The organism is Ignavibacteriales bacterium, assembly GCA_026390815.1.
Lineage (GTDB): Bacteria > Bacteroidota > Ignavibacteria > Ignavibacteriales > SURF-24 > JAPLFH01.
This window is the reverse complement of the sequence record JAPLFH010000033.1, coordinates 18,576-37,760: the sequence shown is the minus strand read 5'-3', so window position 1 is coordinate 37,760 and position 19,185 is coordinate 18,576. Positions and strand designations below refer to the sequence as shown.

Annotated in this window: 18 protein-coding genes; 6 read left to right on the top strand and 12 right to left on the bottom strand. The window is 35.3% G+C overall.

What is annotated here, in order from left to right:
- The first annotated feature begins 23 nt into the window (after positions 1–23).
- The 5 genes from NTX22_10070 (at position 24) to NTX22_10050 (ending at position 3,970) form a co-directional block, all read left to right on the top strand.
- Positions 24–1,388 (top strand): NAD-dependent succinate-semialdehyde dehydrogenase, encoded by a 1,365-nt coding sequence (locus NTX22_10070; protein ID MCX6150860.1) that lies wholly within the window; start codon positions 24–26, stop codon positions 1,386–1,388.
- 103 nt (positions 1,389–1,491) lie between these two features.
- Positions 1,492–1,800: a hypothetical protein gene (locus NTX22_10065; GenBank protein MCX6150859.1), complete on the top strand. Its 309-nt coding sequence runs from the start codon at positions 1,492–1,494 to the stop codon at positions 1,798–1,800.
- 103 nt (positions 1,801–1,903) lie between these two features.
- Positions 1,904–2,449, top strand: coding sequence for a hypothetical protein (locus NTX22_10060; protein MCX6150858.1), 546 nt, complete (start codon positions 1,904–1,906; stop codon positions 2,447–2,449).
- A gap of 1 nt (position 2,450) precedes the next feature.
- On the top strand, positions 2,451–3,020 hold the full coding sequence (locus tag NTX22_10055) for a DNA-3-methyladenine glycosylase I (GenBank protein ID MCX6150857.1): 570 nt from the start codon (positions 2,451–2,453) through the stop codon (positions 3,018–3,020).
- Between the two features lie 113 nt (positions 3,021–3,133).
- Positions 3,134–3,970 carry a lysophospholipase gene (locus NTX22_10050; protein ID MCX6150856.1) on the top strand — a complete coding sequence of 279 codons (837 nt, stop codon included), beginning with the start codon at positions 3,134–3,136 and terminating at the stop codon, positions 3,968–3,970.
- Positions 3,971–4,013: 43 nt separating this feature from the next.
- Here NTX22_10050 and NTX22_10045 read toward each other — a convergent pair whose 3' ends face one another.
- Positions 4,014–4,400, bottom strand: coding sequence for a response regulator (locus tag NTX22_10045; protein ID MCX6150855.1), 387 nt, complete (start codon positions 4,398–4,400; stop codon positions 4,014–4,016).
- A gap of 190 nt (positions 4,401–4,590) precedes the next feature.
- Here NTX22_10045 and NTX22_10040 point away from each other — a divergent pair, with 190 nt between their 5' ends.
- A complete protein-coding gene (locus tag NTX22_10040) occupies positions 4,591–7,464 on the top strand; it encodes a M20/M25/M40 family metallo-hydrolase (GenBank protein ID MCX6150854.1) in 2,874 nt (957 codons plus the stop codon).
- A gap of 76 nt (positions 7,465–7,540) precedes the next feature.
- Here the strand turns inward: NTX22_10040 and NTX22_10035 are convergent, their stop codons facing one another.
- The 11 genes from NTX22_10035 to NTX22_09985 all read right to left on the bottom strand — a co-directional run bounded on the left by NTX22_10035 (position 7,541) and on the right by NTX22_09985 (position 19,168).
- Positions 7,541–8,995, bottom strand: a complete 1,455-nt coding sequence (locus NTX22_10035) for an RtcB family protein (GenBank protein MCX6150853.1) — start codon at positions 8,993–8,995, stop codon at positions 7,541–7,543.
- A 92-nt stretch (positions 8,996–9,087) separates the two neighbouring features.
- Positions 9,088–9,513: an archease gene (locus tag NTX22_10030; GenBank protein MCX6150852.1), complete on the bottom strand. Its 426-nt coding sequence runs from the start codon at positions 9,511–9,513 to the stop codon at positions 9,088–9,090.
- Between the two features lie 118 nt (positions 9,514–9,631).
- Positions 9,632–11,884: a molybdopterin-dependent oxidoreductase gene (locus tag NTX22_10025; GenBank protein MCX6150851.1), complete on the bottom strand. Its 2,253-nt coding sequence runs from the start codon at positions 11,882–11,884 to the stop codon at positions 9,632–9,634.
- On the bottom strand, positions 11,881–13,320 hold the full coding sequence (locus NTX22_10020) for an FAD binding domain-containing protein (GenBank protein MCX6150850.1): 1,440 nt from the start codon (positions 13,318–13,320) through the stop codon (positions 11,881–11,883). The genes NTX22_10025 and NTX22_10020 overlap by 4 nt, the downstream gene beginning before the upstream one ends.
- 150 nt (positions 13,321–13,470) lie before the next feature.
- Complete coding sequence (locus tag NTX22_10015; GenBank protein MCX6150849.1) at positions 13,471–14,265, bottom strand: XdhC/CoxI family protein; 795 nt, start codon at positions 14,263–14,265, stop codon at positions 13,471–13,473.
- On the bottom strand, positions 14,252–14,872 hold the full coding sequence (locus NTX22_10010; protein ID MCX6150848.1) for an NTP transferase domain-containing protein: 621 nt from the start codon (positions 14,870–14,872) through the stop codon (positions 14,252–14,254). The genes NTX22_10015 and NTX22_10010 overlap by 14 nt, the downstream gene beginning before the upstream one ends.
- A 13-nt stretch (positions 14,873–14,885) precedes the next feature.
- Entirely contained in the window at positions 14,886–16,142 is a 1,257-nt protein-coding gene (locus NTX22_10005) for a threonine synthase (GenBank protein ID MCX6150847.1), read from the bottom strand.
- A gap of 10 nt (positions 16,143–16,152) precedes the next feature.
- A complete protein-coding gene (locus tag NTX22_10000; GenBank protein MCX6150846.1) occupies positions 16,153–16,371 on the bottom strand; it encodes a DUF2283 domain-containing protein in 219 nt (72 codons plus the stop codon).
- An 11-nt stretch (positions 16,372–16,382) separates the two neighbouring features.
- The gene (locus NTX22_09995; GenBank protein MCX6150845.1) at positions 16,383–16,598 is read right to left on the bottom strand and encodes a hypothetical protein; all 216 of its coding nucleotides are present in this window, start codon (positions 16,596–16,598) and stop codon (positions 16,383–16,385) included.
- Between the two features lie 132 nt (positions 16,599–16,730).
- A complete protein-coding gene (locus NTX22_09990) occupies positions 16,731–17,741 on the bottom strand; it encodes a hypothetical protein (GenBank protein ID MCX6150844.1) in 1,011 nt (336 codons plus the stop codon).
- A 179-nt stretch (positions 17,742–17,920) separates the two neighbouring features.
- Positions 17,921–19,168 (bottom strand): ATP-binding protein, encoded by a 1,248-nt coding sequence (locus NTX22_09985; protein ID MCX6150843.1) that lies wholly within the window; start codon positions 19,166–19,168, stop codon positions 17,921–17,923.
- Between the last annotated feature and the right edge of the window lie 17 nt (positions 19,169–19,185).

Below are 19,185 nucleotides of genomic sequence, written 5' to 3'. Positions count from 1 at the left end.
TCGAATAAATAATTGAGAATAAAATGTCAATTCAATCTGTAAATCCATCTACTGAAGAAATAATTAAAAGTTTTGAAGAAATGCCGGCGGATATTGTGAAAGCCGAAATTGAAAAATCGCACCAGGCATTTTTACAATGGAAGGAAACGGATTTAACTTTCCGCAAAGAACTTATGTTAAAAGCTGCCAACCTTTTGCGTGAAGGAAAGCAACAGTACGGTAGAATATTAACACTTGAAATGGGTAAACCGATAAAGCAGGCATATGCAGAAATTGAAAAGTGTGCCTGGGTATGTGAATATTATGCGGAGAATGCAGAAAATATTTTAAGTAAAGAATTTATTAACACCGATGCCTCAGAAAGTTATATTCAGTTCGATCCTATCGGCGTTGTGCTTGCTGTAATGCCATGGAATTTTCCTTTCTGGCAGGTAATTCGTTTTGCTGCACCAGCTTTGATGGCTGGAAATGTTTGTCTGCTTAAACATGCTTCCAACGTACCAATGTCTGCACTGGCTATTGAAGAAATTTTTACTAAAGCTGGGTTTCCATCCAACACATTTAAAACTTTACTTATTGGTTCTTCTTCTGTTGAACAAATAATAAGTCATCCAAAAGTAGCGGCAGTTACATTAACGGGAAGCGATTTGGCTGGAAGAAAAGTTGCGGAAGCAGCCGGAAGGAATTTAAAGAAATCAGTTTTGGAATTAGGTGGCAGCGACCCATTTATTGTTCTTGCAGATGCCGATGTTGAAGCAGCAGCACGAACTGCTGTTACTGCTCGAATAATTAATAATGGGCAAAGTTGTATTGCTGCAAAGCGATTTATTGTTGTAAAAGAAATATCAAATGATTTTGAAAGTTTGCTTGTAAGTTTAATCGGTAATTTAAAAATTGGAAATCCACTTAATGAAGAGAATGATCTCGGTCCACTTGCCAGGGAAGATTTACTTTTAGATCTTGATGTACAGGTGAAAAAATCCGTTGAACTTGGTGCCCTGGTATTAACCGGCGGTAAACGAATGGATGTGAAAGGTTATTACTATCCGGCAACAATTATTACCAATGTTAAAAAAGGAATGCCGGTTTATGATCAGGAAACCTTTGGACCAGTTGCCGCCATAATTGTAGCAGATGATGAGGAAGATGCAATCAGAATTGCCAACGATACTTCGTTTGGTCTTGGTGCAAGTCTTTGGACTAATGATCTAGAGAAAGCAAAGCGATTGGTACATAAGATAGAATCCGGTTCTTTATTTATAAACGGACTGGTAAAATCAGATCCACGGCTTCCATTTGGTGGAGTAAAGGCTTCGGGTTATGGTAGAGAACTATCACACTATGGAATTAAGGAGTTTGTAAACATCAAAACTGTATGGATCAAATAATTTTTTAATTGCTGCTTTGCTTAATTTCAGTGAAAAGATCCCGTGCAACAGTTTAGCAATCATTAACTAAAATTTATTTCCGCAAGTATATTAGGAGAAAGATATGTTTAAATTAAAGATCAGTTCAATTATTACAATTTTAATCGGAGCTGTTTCATTTCTCTGGACGGTTTACGATTACATTGCACTATCTAATTCAGTTGCATTGTATAACAAAGGACAAAACCTTGTGGATTATTGGCGTAATGTTTCATTGGGATTTATTCCAATAATTCTTTTTCATATTTCATTCTTTATAACTATGTACTTTCTATTTGGTTACCTGAAAGCTCAAAAAGAAATTTTAAAAGATTACAAACAACTAAAGACAAAAGAAGATCTTGAAAAGAAGACAGATGGACTCCCGAAATAATTATTTTTTTCCATTTGATATTTTAATTTTGATTTTAGGATTTCGTACATACAATTCTTTATCTTTACCAACAAAAAAAATCATCTTAAATAAGGATTGAACTATGCCTTTCAAATCGAATAGAATTAGCAGAACTTATACACAGAAAATAAATGCAACCGCAAAAGAAATTTTTCCGCTTCTTTGTCCCCAAAAAGAAACCGAGTGGCTTGATGGTTGGAGCTACGAAATGATCTTTTCATTATCCGGGTTTGCAGAAGAGGGTGCGGTATTTAAAACCAAACACGCTGGGGATGTAAATACAATTTGGGTTGTAACAAAGTACAACAAAAAAAATAAAATAATCGAGTTTGTAAGATTAACTTGGGAAACAGTAATTGTTAAAATCCGCTTACAGGTTATTGATAATACCGATGGCACATCTGACGTGAAAGTTGATTATACATTTACTACAATATCAGAAAAGGGGAATGAATTTGTGCAAACCAAATCGGAAAAGCAATTTGATGATATGATGCGCTGGTGGGAAAAATCTATGAATTACTATCTGGAAACCGGAAGGAAGCTTTTGTTGTTAAATTCTAAAAAACAAAAAGTGGAAAAGGCGAAACCCAGAAAATTTAAAAGGATAATGCCAAAAGGAAAATGATATGATTACCCGCTGCGGATGGTCAACATCAGATCAACTTTATATAGATTACCACGATAAGGAATGGGGCGTTCCGGTTCACAATGACGGGCTTCTTTTTGAATTCCTTATTCTTGAAGAAGCGCAAGCCGGTTTAAGTTGGAGTACTATTCTTAAAAAGAGAGATAATTACCGGAAAGCCTTTGATAATTTTAATGCAAAGAAAATTGCAGTTTACAATCAAAATAAAATTGATGAACTTTTACAAAACGCTGGTATTGTTCGCAACCGGCTGAAAATTGGTGCAGCTATTCAAAACGCTAAAGCTTTTCTAAATATAAAAGACGAATTTGGCAGCTTTGATAAATATATCTGGCAGTTTGTTGGCGAACAGCCAATTTTAAATTCATGGAAATCACTAAAGGAAATACCGGCAAAAACTTTGGAAAGTGATGCAATGAGCAAGGATCTGATTAAGCGGGGATTCAAGTTTGTTGGTTCTACAATCTGTTATGCTTATATGCAGGCGGTCGGGATGGTGAATGATCATACTACCGACTGCTTCCGGTATAAAGAAATCCAGGTTAAATAAGAATCCAATCTTAAAAATGATTTTTCTACTGTATTAAATTTTGAATTTAATTATTGGGATTTATTTGTAATTTGCTGTTAGGAGTTTCAATTTTTAATGAAATTGTTTTGAAAATGGAAAATGTTCAGTTCGGTTGGAAAACGGAAGATGGATTAAACATCTTTGCTCAAATCTGGATTCCAGATGTTGAGGTAAAAGCAGTTGTCTGTCTGGTTCACGGACTTGGAGAACACTCAAGCAGGTACAAAGAATTGCCAATTGCTTTAACAAGCGCCGGCTACGCTTTGATAAGTTATGACCAGCGTGGGCATGGAAAATCGGAGGGGAAGAGAGGACACACACCATCTTACGAAGCATCTCTTTCAGATGTTTCAAAACTGCTTAATGAAGCCGCTAAAAGATTTCCGGATAAAAAGCTTTTTTTATATGGGCACAGTATGGGTGGTAATCTTGTCATCAATTATGTACTAAGGAATATTTCAACCGATTTAGCTGGCGTAATTGTAACTGGTCCCTGGTTAAAACTTTGTCACCCACCCAATTCAATAATGAATAATGTTGCCAGCTTTCTAAATAATTATTGGCCATCTTTTATTTCATTTAATGGATTGAAGTCCTCAGACCTTTCAAAAGAAAAAATAAAATTGGAAGTGCCGGAAAAGGACAAGTACATTCATCCCTGGATTTCTGCAAGAACATTTGTTAGTGTTAGAGATGCCGGTGAATGGGCTTTATCCCATGCGGAGGATTTTAATTTGCCGCTTCTAATTCTTCACGGTGGTTCAGACAGAGTAACATCACCAGAAGCAAGCAGACGCTTTGCAGCAAAAGTTAAAACAGATTGCACTCTAATTGTGTTTGATGAACTTTATCATGAAATTCATAATGAAGCTCGAAGAGATGAAATCTTTATTGCAATTGTTAGCTGGCTAAATAATCACACAAAATGAATTGTGCACTTACAAAATGTTTTATTGTTGATTGATTTATAAATCAACTTGTTAAAAAACTATTAGCCGGTACATGTTTTTTTACTTTTTCATAAAGGCTAAAAAGATTGAAGGGCTTCATCAAATAATCAGATATACCAAGAGCTAGTAGTTTGAAAATCAAGGATTTTTCATCCATCCCTGTTGAAATAATCACCGGAGTAGTGCTGTTCATGTTGTTCAATCTTATTCTTTGAAGACATTGTACGCCATCCATTTTGGGCATTGCAATATCAAGAATAACTAAATCAGGATTTTCTTTTTGAATAGATTCCAGACCCTCCTCTCCATTATCTGCCGTCAGAATTTCGCATTCAAAATATTTCGTGAGAAAATGGGAAAGTAAGTATTGCTGGTTTTTGTTATCATCTATGATCAGTACCTTTTTCATGTATATACCCTTTTGTTTTTAATGTCTGCTTCCTTCTTTAATATACAATATCCGAGAAAGAATGCTGTGATAACTATCATGAATGTGGATTTGGAAGAAATTACCAACACTCCTGTCTATCAATCTTAAGTTTGGATTAGAACTTTAAGCAAGATATATTTGGCAAAAATTTTTTAGGATTTGAGTTACAATGGTAAAAACAATCAATTTATTTCTCTTCGCATTTCTTATTTCTATCAATCTCTTTCCACAACAAAAAAATTATCTCATATCAGTTGAACTGAGCGACAAGAACGGACTTAATAAATTGGAAAAATTTCAGCTTCCTGTTTATCATATTTTTAATAATGTTTTAATTACAGAAGTGTCGGAAGTAATTCTTAATAGCTTTAGTTTGGAGCATATTCAGTATAACATCGTTGATGATAATCCACTTGAGAATAAATATTATATCACCAGTCCTCATTTAAATGAATTGAACCCCGTTTTCAATCCAACGAATGTAATTTATAATGACGGGAAAAACTTTGTGCTTAAAAATCCAGACATAAATTCAGAAGAATTAATTTCTAATTATAATTCACTTATTGCGATGAAAAGAAAACCATTCTATTTTGAGAACAATAAAATCGATGAGGGTCAAACCATATCCGTAAAAAATGATTCTTTGATTAATAAAATTGTAGAACAGGTAAATCCAGATACGGTTCGTTTTTTTATTAAAAGCTTGCAGGATTTTAAAACCCGTTTTCTGTTTGCACAAACGAAAGATTCGGTTTCCCTGTGGATCAAATCGCAGTTCCAAAAAATGGGTTATACCGATGTTAAAATAGATTCTTTTAATTACCAGGGTACGTGGCAAAAAAACGTTGTTGCAACTCTCCACAGCTTAAGTACCTCTAATGAAGAAATTGTTGTTGGGGGACATCATGATTCCTATTCTTCAGGCAATCCTATCCTTATTGCACCGGGCGCGGATGATAACGCAAGCGGTACAACCGCAGTTTTAGAAATAGCCAGGGTGCTAAGTAGGATGGGATATAAACCTGAAACAACAATTAAGTTTGTTACATTCGCGGCTGAAGAATATGGTTTATTTGGTGGCTTTGATTACGCACAAAAAGCTTATTCTGCCGGCAAAAAAATTAAACTGATGATCAATCACGATATGATTAGTAATTTTTCGGGTTCACTACAATCAGGTAACATAAATATTAATTATTATACCGGGGCAGAAGATTATAGAGAAATTGCAAAACAAAGTACGCAGAAGTTTTCTGTTTTAAATGCCAAAACTGGGTCACTGAATAGCAGCGGTTCGGATAGTTATGCTTTCTGGTCGTATGGGTTTCCTGCCGTATATTTTGAGGAATATTCTTTCAGTCCTTATTATCATTCCCCAAGAGACATAATTGACAATTGCAACATTAGTTATTGCGCAGAGGTAATTAAAGGTTCTTGTGCTACACTTTTGAATACAGATATAATGTTATCAAAAGTTAAAAACTTTTCTGTTGTTGATCTTGGAACCGGAAACTCTTTAAAACTCTCCTGGCAGCCAAGCGCAGAAACGGATCTGGCTGGATATAATATTTATATCGGAAAATCGTCCGGGGTTTATGATGCTGTACTTTCAACAACAAACACTACAATGGTGTTAGATAATCTTACCAAAGGAGTAAAATATTATATCGGCATCTCTGCTGTTGATAATGATGGAAACAGCAGTATGATTGTGGAGAAATCTTTAATACCTCAATTAGTTCCCGTTTTGCCAACTGGGTTGGTAGATGTGCCACAAATGCATTCCATCGAAATCAGATGGAAGCCAAACATAGAAAACGATTTACTCGGGTATAACATTTATCGTTCTTCAAATGAAAGTGGAAATTATATAAAGCTAAACTCATCAATTGTTCAAGACACTTTGTTTTTAGACTCAACACCACAAAACGGGATTTATTATTATTACAGCATTAAAGCTATCGACAGCACTTTAAATGAAAGTAGTTCTGCAATAATAAAATCGCGTTCGGTTTCATTGGATCAGGGAATATTGGTTGTTGATAAAACTGCTGATGGAAACGGAACAATCGGAAAACCTAGTGACGCAGAAGTGGACGATTTTTATAATTCACTGCTGACTAACTTTAACAAAAAAGATTTTGATATTGCCAAAGAGGGTTTGCCTAAGTTGGCTGATCTGGGTGCTTATTCTACAATCTTTGTCCACGGTGACGAAAGTTATTCGACTTTTTCTGGTACGGGTAGTACACTGTATGACCTTGTTAGATATTTGCAGTTCGGTGGAAGATTAATAATTTCAGGATTTTTACCATCCAAAACTTTTGAAAAAAATATTGTATATCCCAGGGAGTTTTTTGCTGGTGACTTTTTCTATGACTTTCTTAAGATCAAACGGGTTAATAAAGTATTTAGCACGCGATTTAGCGGAGCGATATCTGCCGATGACGATTATATTTCTATCTTTACTGATTCTTCAAAATTGAATTCTGCAACCAGCTTTCAACTAAAGGACATTGAAAGTATTGAACCGAATGATAATGGTAATGTAATTTATAAATTTGATTCCAGGTTCGACTCGACAACCGTTGCTGGAAGCATGAAAGGCTTGCCGGTAGGTGTAGAATATCTTGGCACTGATTATAAAGTTATTACGCTCAGCTTTCCACTTTATTATATGAAGCAGGAACAAGCGAAGGAATTTGTTCAAAATATTTTGCTTAATAAGTTTAATGAAGCAACGCCTGTTGAAAAAAATGAAGTGAAAGGAATACCTGATCAATTTGAATTAATGCAGAACTATCCGAATCCATTTAATCCAACAACAAAAATTCAATTTTCAATTCCAGCACAATCATTTGTAACACTAAAGGTTTTTAATATTCTGGGGAGAGAATTAACAACATTAGTAAACGAAGAAAAGAATACTGGAAGTTATGAAGTTGAATTTGATGGAAGCAAACTAACAAGCGGAGTTTATTTCTATCAGATAAAAGCTGGAAATTACTCACGGATGAAGAAGATGATTTTGATGAAGTAAAAAATCAAATAAAAAAGCTGGCTTTAACGCGTCGGCTTTTTTATGATTCCTATATAAAAATTTTTGAGGATTCTTCTTAACCTTTAATCACTCCAACCGGTCTAAGCTTAGCAACTTTATTTGTTATGCCGGCATTGTGCATAACATTTACAACATCAGATACATCTTTATAAGCCTCCGGCATTTCCTCTGCAATTGTTCTCATCCCCTTTGCCTGAACCACTATTCCGAGTTTTGAAAGCTCCTCAATAATATTTCTGCCTTTAGCATTCTTCATTGCTTTGTGGCGGCTCTGTGTTCTGCCAGCACCGTGGCATGAACTTCCAAACGTATCATTCATTGCCTTATCGGTTCCAACTGCAACATATGAGTATCTTCCCATATCACCAGGAATTAACACCGGCTGCCCAACTCCCCGATATTTATCCGGAATGAGCTCGCTCCCCGGAGCGAATGCTCTTGTAGCACCTTTTCTGTGAACGCAAACTTTTTTTATTTCACCATCGATTTTATGTTTTTCTATCTTGGCAATATTATGGCAAACATCGTAAACAAGTTGAAATCCTAAATCCTTCTCCAACATATTAAATGTTTGCAAAAAACTTTTCTTTACGAGATGCATAATTACCTGGCGGTTATTCCATGCAAAATTTGCAGCAGATTGCATTGCTCCTAAATAATCCATTCCTTCCTTCGATTTGATTGGTGCACAAACAAGCTGTTTATCCGGAAGATCGAATCCATATTTACTTTCTGCTTTAATCAGCACTTTTAAATAGTCATCGCATACCTGGTAACCCAAACCGCGCGAGCCGGTATGAATTTGAATTACAATTTGATTCTTGAACAATCCAAATGCGGAGGCAGCTGTTTCATCATAAATTTCATCAACCACATCAACTTCTACAAAATGATTTCCTGAGCCGAGTGTTCCAACCTGATCTAGACCTCTTTCAAGGGCTCTTTCACCAACAACATCAGGATCGGCTCCATCCAATCGCCCGCCTTCTTCTGTAAAAGAAATATCCTCCGCAGCACCAAATCCGTTTTTAATTGCCCAGTGGGATCCTTCAGCAAGAATTTCTTTTACTTCTTTGACTGATACTTTTTTTATTGCACCGCTTGCACCAACTCCGGTTGGAATGTTTTTGAACAGGTTTTCAACAAGTTTTCCAATTTTACTTTGCACAGAACTATATTCAAGAGAAGTTGCCGCAAGCCTTACACCGCAGTTAATATCATAACCAACACCACCTGGTGAAATGACACCTTCTTCAAAATCTGTTGCAGCAACACCGCCAATTGGAAATCCATATCCCCAGTGTATGTCCGGCATTGCTAAACTAAACCTTTGGATGCCTGGCAGGCAGGCAACATTTACAACTTGTTTAAGCGCTTCATCATTTTCTAATTGTTTTTTTATCATTTCTTCGGAAATATAAATCCGACCAGGAACTTTCATCTTTCCAGTTAAAGGAATTTCCCAAAGATTATCATTTACTTTATTTAATTGAATTCCGCCTATTTCCATCTTATCACCTTTTTAAAAACTATTGTTTAACTGTTATACTGCTAAATTGTTTTCCGGTCAACAATGTAACAATAGAACAATTTAACCATCATTTAAATATCGAAGATGATTCTTGTTGCAAATTCACCATTGATGTTTTCAATCTTCATCTGATGAAAAGTAATTGCTTTTATTTCTACTTTCAAGGAATGTATTTGCGGAGAGAATTCACTGCCGTTGATAACCGCCTCTAAACTCCACTCTTTACCGGTAGAATAAATTCCTATTCTTTCAATTGAATTCATCATCCATTTTTTTACTTGCAGATAATAATTCAATTCATTTAAGAAATCAACGAGGAGAATTTCAAGAAGTTCACTACAAAGAGTTAATTTTTTTTCCTGATTCGAATCTAACAACTCAGCATCAGTAACTGATTCCCGCCACGCCATTGCAGAAGAAGTAAAAAGTTCTTCCAAGGTTTTACCTTTTACTTCAATTGCAATATCAGCAGTATGATCTATAAATTTGTAACTCATTGCTTATATCATTTTGATCTTGCTCTTGTTTTGTTTCAGAAGATCAGGATTAAGATTAAGACCAAGAATAAAATACAAACTGACAAACACAATTAACTATTGATTTTCATTTCCATTTTTAAGAATGTAAAGCCAATAAAACTCTTTCGTTTGTTAAAGGAGAAACAAACTTAAAATATTTTTCTTTGCGGAATGCTTTCATTGCATTTGTAACTGCAAAGTATGCTCCAATACCGTACATAAATGGCGGTTCACCGATTGCTTTGGAGTTGAATACTGCAAAAGGATTTGTCGTATCCTCAAGAAAGTAAACCTCAATTTCCTTTGGTGCACAGAAAATATCCGGTACTTTATAAGTGGAAAGCGAGTCAGTTAAAAGTTTTCCATCTGGGTTGTACAACAACTCTTCCATTGTAATCCAGCCTAAGCCTTGAACAATTGCTCCTTCAACTTGCCCTCTATCCACAACCTTATTTATACTTTTACCAACATCGTGAACTACTTTAACAGAATTGATTTCATAGTTACCGCGTAAGCAATCAAGGGTGGCTTCAATTATTGCGGTTCCAAAAACGTGATAGGCAAATGGTTTTCCTTTGTTGATTGTTTTATCAAAATAAATTGACGGTGTTGCATAATGTGCGTGGGAAGAAAGACTTACTCTTTTAATGTACGCAGATTGAATTAGCTTCTCCCAGGTCAGATTAGTTTCTTTTCCATCCGCATAAATTTTTTCATCAACTAATTTACAAATAACCGAATCATTCAATTTCAAATCTTCTCTTGCAACCTGAAATAAACGATCCAGAATATTTTCGCATGCCATCTCAGTTGCTTTGCCGTTCATATCCGCACCACTGCTTGCAGCAGTTGGAGAAGTATTTGCATTCCGTGTTGTGTTTGTAGCGTTAATTTTAACGCGTTCTATGTTTACTGAAAATTTTGTGGCTGCAATAGCTCTTATCTTTTCATTTACTCCCTGCCCCATCTCAATTGCTGCCGTACTTACAGAAATGCTTCCATCGGTGTAAACATGTACAAGTGCACTTGCCTGATTTAGAAATGTACTTGTAAAGGAAATGCCAAAACAAACCGGCATCAAAGCAACACCTTTTTTATAAAGTTTATTTGAATCGTTAAAATCAATTACCCGTTTCCTGATTGCTTCGTAATTAAATTTTTCTGTTGCTTTAGCCAAACATTTTTTCGCGTTGCTGTTCTTAACTTTTTGTCCAAATGGAAATTCATCTCCTTCACTTAAAAGATTTTTTTCCTGGATTACTGAAGGATCGATTCCCATTTTTTCTGCTGCACGGTAGATAGCTGACTCCAGAACAAACATTGCTTGCGGTCCGCCGAATCCTCTGAATGCTGTATTTGGTGGAAGATTTGTTCGGCAGCTTATTCCTGTTGCTTCAACATTGGGAATAAAATAACTGTTGGTAGAATGGCAAAGAGTTCTTTCAAGTATTGCCGGAGAAAGATCTGCAACTGCCCCAGCGTTTTGGTAGAAGATTACTTTGTAAGCAAGAATTTTTCCATCGGCTGATAAACCAATTTTAAAATCAGAGGTGTATGGATGGCGCTTCCCGGTAATCCTTATGTCTTCCTGGCGCGATAAAATTAATTTGATGGGTTTTTTCAACTTATGTGCTGCCAAGGCAGTCATTACAGCATAACCCGTAGCTTGATCTTCCTTACCGCCAAAACCACCGCCGAGCCGGGCAACCTCTACTTCAATTTTATGCATTGGTAAACCAAGAACACGTGCGGAAATTTTTTGCACTGCTGTTGGTGCTTGTGTTGAAGAAATAATTTTAACCCCACCACCTTCCACTGTATAAGCTAATGCGCCTTGCGTTTCTAAGTAGAGGTGTTCCTGTCCACCGGAATCAACTCTGTCTTCAACAATTACATCACACTTTTGCCAAGCGCCTTCAACATCGCCCATAGAAAAGGTTCGTGGTGGAATTATCAGCTCACCTTTTAGAAATGCTTCGCGTGGATCAAAGATGGCAGGAAGTTTTTCAATTTCCAAATTTATTTTTTTTACAGCTTCCCTGGCAATTAATTGATCTTCTGCAACCACAATTGCAATCGGTTGACCGATGAAATCAACTTTATCTTCCGCCAGTAATTCTTCATCTAAAATAATTCCACCAATTTGATTTTCGTCGGTAATATCTTTCGAAGTAAAAATTCCTTTTACTCCCTGGATTTTCTTTGCTTCGCTTAAATCCATCTTTATAATTCTACCATGTGCAATTGGTGATGTTAAGATTGCAGCAGAAAGAGCACCTTCGGGTAAAGCTATATCATCAACAAATTGAGAAATGCCTTGTACATGCTGAATTGAATCATAGTTACTCATACAATTTCCTCCAAATCAATTAAGGAAGGAAAGAGTTTAATAAAATGCGCAATGATCAACTGATGAAGAAGCAGACTTTTATATTCAGCCGAACCGCGAACATCGCTAATTGGAGAAATTTCAGTTTGCGCAATTGCAGCCGCTTCCCTAACAATAGAATAATTGATTTCTTTTCCCAGCAAACATTTGCAAGTATTTTTTAGATAGAACGGAAAAGGCGCAACACCGCCAGCAGAAAGGCGGACATCCGCAATAGTATTTTCATTTACCTCGATGTAGATGGTGGTATTAACGCTGGCAATATCAAGGTAAGTTCGTCTGGATATTTTTTCAAAGTTGAATTTGTAATTTCCTTTGGGAATTGGAATAACTATGGATTTTAAGAATTCCTCTTCTTTTTTATCGAGATTTTTATAACCAAGATAAAAATCCTTTATTGCAATATTTCGCTCGGTTTCTCCATCGCTTAAATTAAGAACTGCCCCAAGTGATATTAAAATATTTGTCATATCACCAATCGGCGAAGCATTTATAATGTTACCGCCAATTGTTGCACGATTCCTAATTTGTGGTGAGCCAAAAAGATTTAACTGAACTTCCATTTCCGGGAAGTACTTCTTAATTATTTCCGAATTTTGAAATTCTGATATTGTAGTTCTTGAGTCAAGAATAATATTATCTCCAATCAATCTTATTCCTGAAATATCTTGCTCTTGATTTTGTTCTTGATCATTTTCGATAATAATTTTTGATTTTAAAAGTTGTTCCGGCTTTTGAACAAACAAATCTGTTCCGCCACCAACAAAAACTTCTGAAAGTCCAGTAATCCTTTCCATCAACAAAGTGGAATTTAATTCTCTTAGACGTGACGGGATTTCTGAAAAATATTCCGGAACCACTCCAAGAGAAATTAATTTTTCAATTGTATTCTCATTTAACTGCTGTTTGGAGTTCAATGCTTCAAATATTTTCTTTACCGCATTTTTAATAGAAGTATAGCCAGTACAGCGACAAATATTTCCACTTATATAATTTATAGCAGCATCATAATTTATTTTTTTGTTGGAGAGAAAATATCCGGTAATTGAAATGATAAATCCCGGTGTGCAGAATCCACATTGCGTGGCACCTTCATCAACAATAGCTTGCTGTATTGGATTAAGCTTAGCTGAGTTTAATCCTTCAATTGAAACTATGTGTTTTCCATTGACTGCAAGTATTGGAAGAAGGCAAGAGTTTACAGTTCGATATTTCATTCCTCCATTAACAGGTTCGCCAACTAAAATTGCACAAGCACCGCAGTCTCCTTCGCGGCATCCTTCCTTTGTACCAGTTAGTTTTTGATGCTTGCGCAGAAAATCTAAAACAACTGTAGCGGGATTGATTGACGTTTGTATTTCTTCATTATTGCAAATGAAGTTTAGTGAGTAGCTCATAAACAAGCCTTCAATTATTTGAAGTGAAATTAGATTTATTTATCAGAAATTTCAAGGAATATAATGTCCTTCCCTGTGTCTTTGTGACTCCGTGGTTAATTATTCTATTGCAAATTCTGATTCACCACGGAGACACCGAGGCACAGAGTTTTACATTGCTGAATTTCTTACAGATTGAATTTCCGATACAATACTTAATGCAATTTCAGCAGCAGTATTTCCACCAATTTTTAATCCTATTGGTGAGTGCAATCTTGATAGATCGACATCTTCGCCTAAATCCTGCTTTAGATTTTCAATCAGTTCATTCGCTTTGTTCATTGATGCAATCACTCCAATATATGCAACATCAAGTTTTCCTTTGTACATTGATTTTACAATTTCAAAATCAAATTTGTGTCCCTGAGTTAATATTACCACAAAATCATTTTTGCGTGGCTGGAATGAATTGGCAAAAGCAACATAATCTTCCAGAATTATTTTTGAAGCAATAATATTTTTCTTCTCAATAATTTCCTGACGGTTATCAATCAAAACGGAGTAGTAATTTAATGGAGATAGGAAATAAAGTAATGCTTGTCCAACATGTCCTCCACCAAAAATGTAGATGGCTGGAAGTTGACCATGAACTTCATAATAAATTGAAACTTTTCCGCTGCATTTCATCGGAACGATCTCGGTTTCATCAGTTGTAACAGTTTGTTTATCGGAAAGAAGATATTCCTTCACCCCGCATTCACCGGATGATAAACGATTAACCGCTTCTTTAATTGCTTCAAATTCAATGGCTCCGCCGCCTACTGTGCCGATTGGGTTTCCATTCGCTTCAACAATCATCTTAAATCCAATTTTTCCTGGAACTGAGCCATTTACATTTACAACCGTCGCAACAACAAAAGCTGAGTTTATTTTTTCCAGTTCCAGAATTTTTTCATATATGTTCATTTTCAATTTCCCTTTTATAATCTTCCGGTGTATCAATATCCTGCAGAACCTGCGAATGATTGCAATTCCAGAATTTCTTTTTTACTCCAGGAATTAAAGAAATGTTTTTCAAACTATCTTCCTGCGAAGCATTTGTAATAAATAAAAAAATGCTGCTGGCTAAAAGAATAGGATGCCCTTTTCTACCGGCAAATACTGGTTGAATCCAGTTTGATTCCTTTTCAATCTGCATGATAAATTCTTTATAAAAAACTTCCGTCAAACCGGGTTGATCTACAAAATGATAAAGCACCCAATCCGCATCAACTGCTTCTTTCAATCCACGCTGGAGAGAAGTGAACATTCCTTTTTCATAGTCAGGATTGAAAGCAAAAACAATTGATGAATCTTCTGAAAAATATTTTTCAATTTCAAATTGTACTTTTTCGTTCTGGTATCCGGTAACTAAAACTATTCTATCACAAACAGTTTGCATCTTACGGATTATTTCAACAACAAATGAACTTCCGTTATACATCATCAGTGGTTTGAATTCATTCATCCTTCCGGAAAATCCAGCAGCAATCAATACACCACAAATGATTTTTTTTTTTCTTCCATCAACCATTTTCCATCATACATCAAACATTTAATTTAATTTTCCATTCTTCTGCTGTAAGAATATTTGGTGCTTCATTCCAGGAATTTAGCGCATTCAAATCCTTTAAGCCATTTCCTGTAAACATTAACATTATTTTTTCCTTACCGGTTTCTTCTTTGATCAAAAGATATTTCTTGTAACCAGCAAAACTTGCTGCACTCGCTGGCTCAATCAGCATTCCGTAATTTTGTGCAACAAACTTTTGCGCAGATAATATTTCTTCATCAGTAACTTCAATTCCCTCACCTTCACTTTGTTCAACCGCATCTGCCGCCATAAAAAGATTCCTTGGAACGCCGGCAGAAATACTATCTGCAATAGTGTTTGCCGGAATGTAATTAAATTTTTTTTCTTTCAGGTATCGAACCAAAGCATTACTCACGGAAGATTGAACCGCAATTAGCTTTGGAATTTTTTCAATCCAACCAAGCTGAAACAATTCCCGGAATCCTTTGTATATACCGGAGATTATTACTCCATCTCCAACAGGAACAAAAATAATGTCGGGAATATTTCCTTGTGTTGAAATAAAAATATCATACGCTGCGGATTTTTTCCCTTCGATGGTTAATGGATTATAGGCGGTGTTCCGGTTATACCATTTCTTTGCAGCGGCAATTTCCAGACAAAGATCGAAAGCCTGATCGTAATCTCCTTTAACCAAATAAATATTTGCCCCAAATGATTGTATCTGGATTCTTTTTCCTGCTGGAATATTTTCAGGAACGAAGATATGAGATTTCAATCCGAGTCGTGCACAAATGCCGGCAAGTGAAGAACCGGCATTACCAGTTGAAGCAGCGGCAATTTCCTTTACACCAATTTGAAGTGCCTTAGCGGCAACTAAAGATGAAGCTCTATCTTTGAATGAAAGTGTTGGATTACGGGTATCATCAAAAACAGAAAAAGATTTTCCATTATAAGTCAATTCAAAGAAGGGGTCATTTGTCAATCGGATTCTATCAAGAAAGTTTTTATTCAATGTTTGACTCTGAAAATCAACTGGCCACAAATCCGGATAAAGCCAAAACTGTCCGGCGGGTAGTTTAAGAAATTTTTCCCGGTTCAACTTTTTCTTTAGACCATCATAATCATATTCAATTTTAAGAACACCTTTAAGTGGTTGGTTCTTCTCTGCTTTACCACAGGATGGGCAGAGGTAGATAAAATTTTCTTCAATCCAGATAGAAGAATATTCCTTGTAGCAGTTATAGCATTTATATAAGTAGTGTTCCATTGATATAATTTTAAGCAGCCAAATCCAGTCCGATACCTTCAAGAATAACTTGGCGAAAAGATTCTTTCCCTCCTAGATTTTTCTGTGCATCTAATATCTCTATACCAGCTATATTTCCATTACTATCATAATCAATAGCAATTCCTTCTGCCAAATGTTTAGTTGTAACTGTTGTTTCTTTAAAGGTAATACTTAGTGCATCAATTGCTTTATCATAGCTTATTTTCATTTTATCTCCTTTTAGAAAAAATATGTGTAAACAGTTATTACAACAATTTCGTTTTCTTCGTCAACAAATATTGGTCTTACTTGTTTTATCTTGTAGTAATTATTATTCCATAATCCATTATAAGTAAAATCCTTTTTGCATTCCAGCCTATCCATACCGGATTTCTGCCACGTTGAATTTCTTATTGTTGCTTCAACCTCCTGGAATGAAAATCCTCTTTTATACAAATAGCTCTCGGCGTGATTACTTAATCATATCGGTTTCATTTTATCCGGCTGACGTTTATTTGTTTCATCTACAACCAAGTCTATCAAAAGAAACTGTGAAAATATAATGAATATTTGGTCTCATGTTTCTAATTACATTGTTAAAGCCATTATTGATTTTGCAGTATGCAAACGGTTCTCTGCTTCATCAAAAACTATTGAGATGTCCGGGTTATCCAGAATCTCATCTGTTACTTCATTGCCTCGATCTGCAGGAAGTGCGTGCATCAATTTTACATTTTTGTCAGCGAGTTTAATTCTTTTGTCATCGCAAATCCAGTTTTTATGTTTAGCAAGATTCGCCTGCATTTCTTTCTTGCATTCATTTTCATTCTGCAAATAATAATCAACATCGTAATAACCAAAGCCGCCCCAGTTTTTAGGAATTACAACCTGCGCTCCTTCGAAGGCTTCATCCATATCATTTGTAAACTTCAAACTGCCGCCACCATCTTCAGCGTTCTTCTTTGCTTTTGCAACTATGTCTTTGCTCATCGGAAATTCTTTTGGGTGAGCAACTGTAACATCAATACCATAGCGGGGAAAAAGAAGAATCTGTGTTTGGGGAACAGACAAAGGTTTTGCGTGTGTAGTTGCATATGCCCACGATATTGTTACTTTCAATCTTTCTGTGTTTCTTCCGAAGTGCTCGAAAATTGTCATTAAGTCTGCAAGTCCCTGGAACGGATGATAAATATCATCCTGAAGAGACATTACCGGTCGTCTGCTGTATTGTGCCATTTCTGTAAGATACTTATTCCCAACCCCGTAGAAACAATTACGGCAAGCAATCCCATGTCCCATCCTTGAAAGTATTATCGCTGTATCTTTTGCAACTTCGCCGTGTGTTATTTGCATCTTGTCCGGAGTTAGATCGTGTGCGTGCCCGCCAAGCTGTGTCATTCCAGCTTCCATCGAATTGCGTGTGCGGGTTGACTGTTCGAAGAACATCATAAACAAAGTTTTATATGGAAGATGAAGTGTTGGCTCTTCTGCGTAGAATTTTTTCTTCAAGTCAAATGCTGTCTCAAATACAGTATCAAGTTCCTGTTTAGTCCAGGTGTCTTCGGTTAAAAAGTGTTTGCCTTTTAAATCTTTTGTCATTGTTACTCCAATATTTTTATTGTCAATTTTAGCAAAAGCCTATTATTCCTTTTAAACATTTTTACCGAGTTGAAAATCGGAGATATTCAAATAATATTGCTCAAATTAAGAATTAAATCATTTCGCAAACCAACCCACGAAGTGCGGATCCATTTACCACCAGAAACGGATTGAATAAATTAATCTGCATTTAATAGCCACTTATAAACCGGGATTACAAAAATATCTTTAGCTTCTTTTTTAATTCTCTCTTCCTGGTTCCGCGTAATAATAAAACCCTTCTTTAAATTTAAGGCGTTCATCGCTTCAAGTAAACCAGCTATTTCTCTTTCATAATTGGCATCAGTTAAAACGTCAGTTGCCTGTATTGCTGTTATGATTTTATTCTTTTCTTTAACAATAAAGTCACATTCTTTTTTGTTCTTAAAATAATAAATTTCTTTACCCGTATTTTTCAAATGAAGGAATACCGCATTTTCTAATAACTTTCCCGAGTCATTACTAAAACGGAAGGCAACCTGATTCCTTAATCCATTATCTACTACATAAATTTTCTTATTATAAATTAATTGTTTTTTCAAAGAGAAATCATATTTGAATAATTGATAAATCAAATAACTCTCTTGAATGTAACCGATGTAATTTTTTACCGAAACAACACTTTTAAAATTCAGATTCCTCTGTAACGCATTATAGCTTACTTCCGAAGTAAAGTTTGTGAAAAGATAATTTGCAAGTTCTCTGAATGATTTACTCTCTCTTATTTTAAAACGCGTTATCAAATCTCTGTAAAGAATATCTTCATAAATTCTTTTCAGATACTCATCATCATTGTAAATTAAAAATTCAGGGAAGCCCCCGTTTTCAATATACTCATCTGTAAGTTTAAGTAATCGTGATAAATTATCTGTAGTCTTATAACTTTCAGTATAATTATATTTCCTAAAACGAAGATACTCTTCAAAAGAAAAAGGTAATAATTCTATCCTGGAATGTCTGCCGGTTAAATGAGTAGATAATTCACCACTAAGTAATTTTGCATTTGAACCAGTTATAAATATTTTATAATTCTCATCGTGAAGTCTTCGGACAAATCTTTCCCAGTGTTTTATATTTTGTATTTCATCTAACAAAACCACCTTAGATTTTTGTTTCTTTTTCCATATAAGTACAAGATCATCAAAGTCTTCTACAGAAAACCGAATTAACCTTTCGTCATCAAGGTTTAAGTAATAAAAGGATTTGTAAAATTCCGATATTTGTTTTAGAAGAGTGGATTTTCCACATCTTCTTACACCAGTTATAACGATTATTTGTTTGCTTTTCAGATACTTACTTAAATCAATATTTCTCTTAATCCCAGATTTCCTAGTTCTAAAACTTTCAAATTGGTCGTTAACTACTCTCTCTAATAAATTTCTATTCATCGTTGTTTATTACTAAT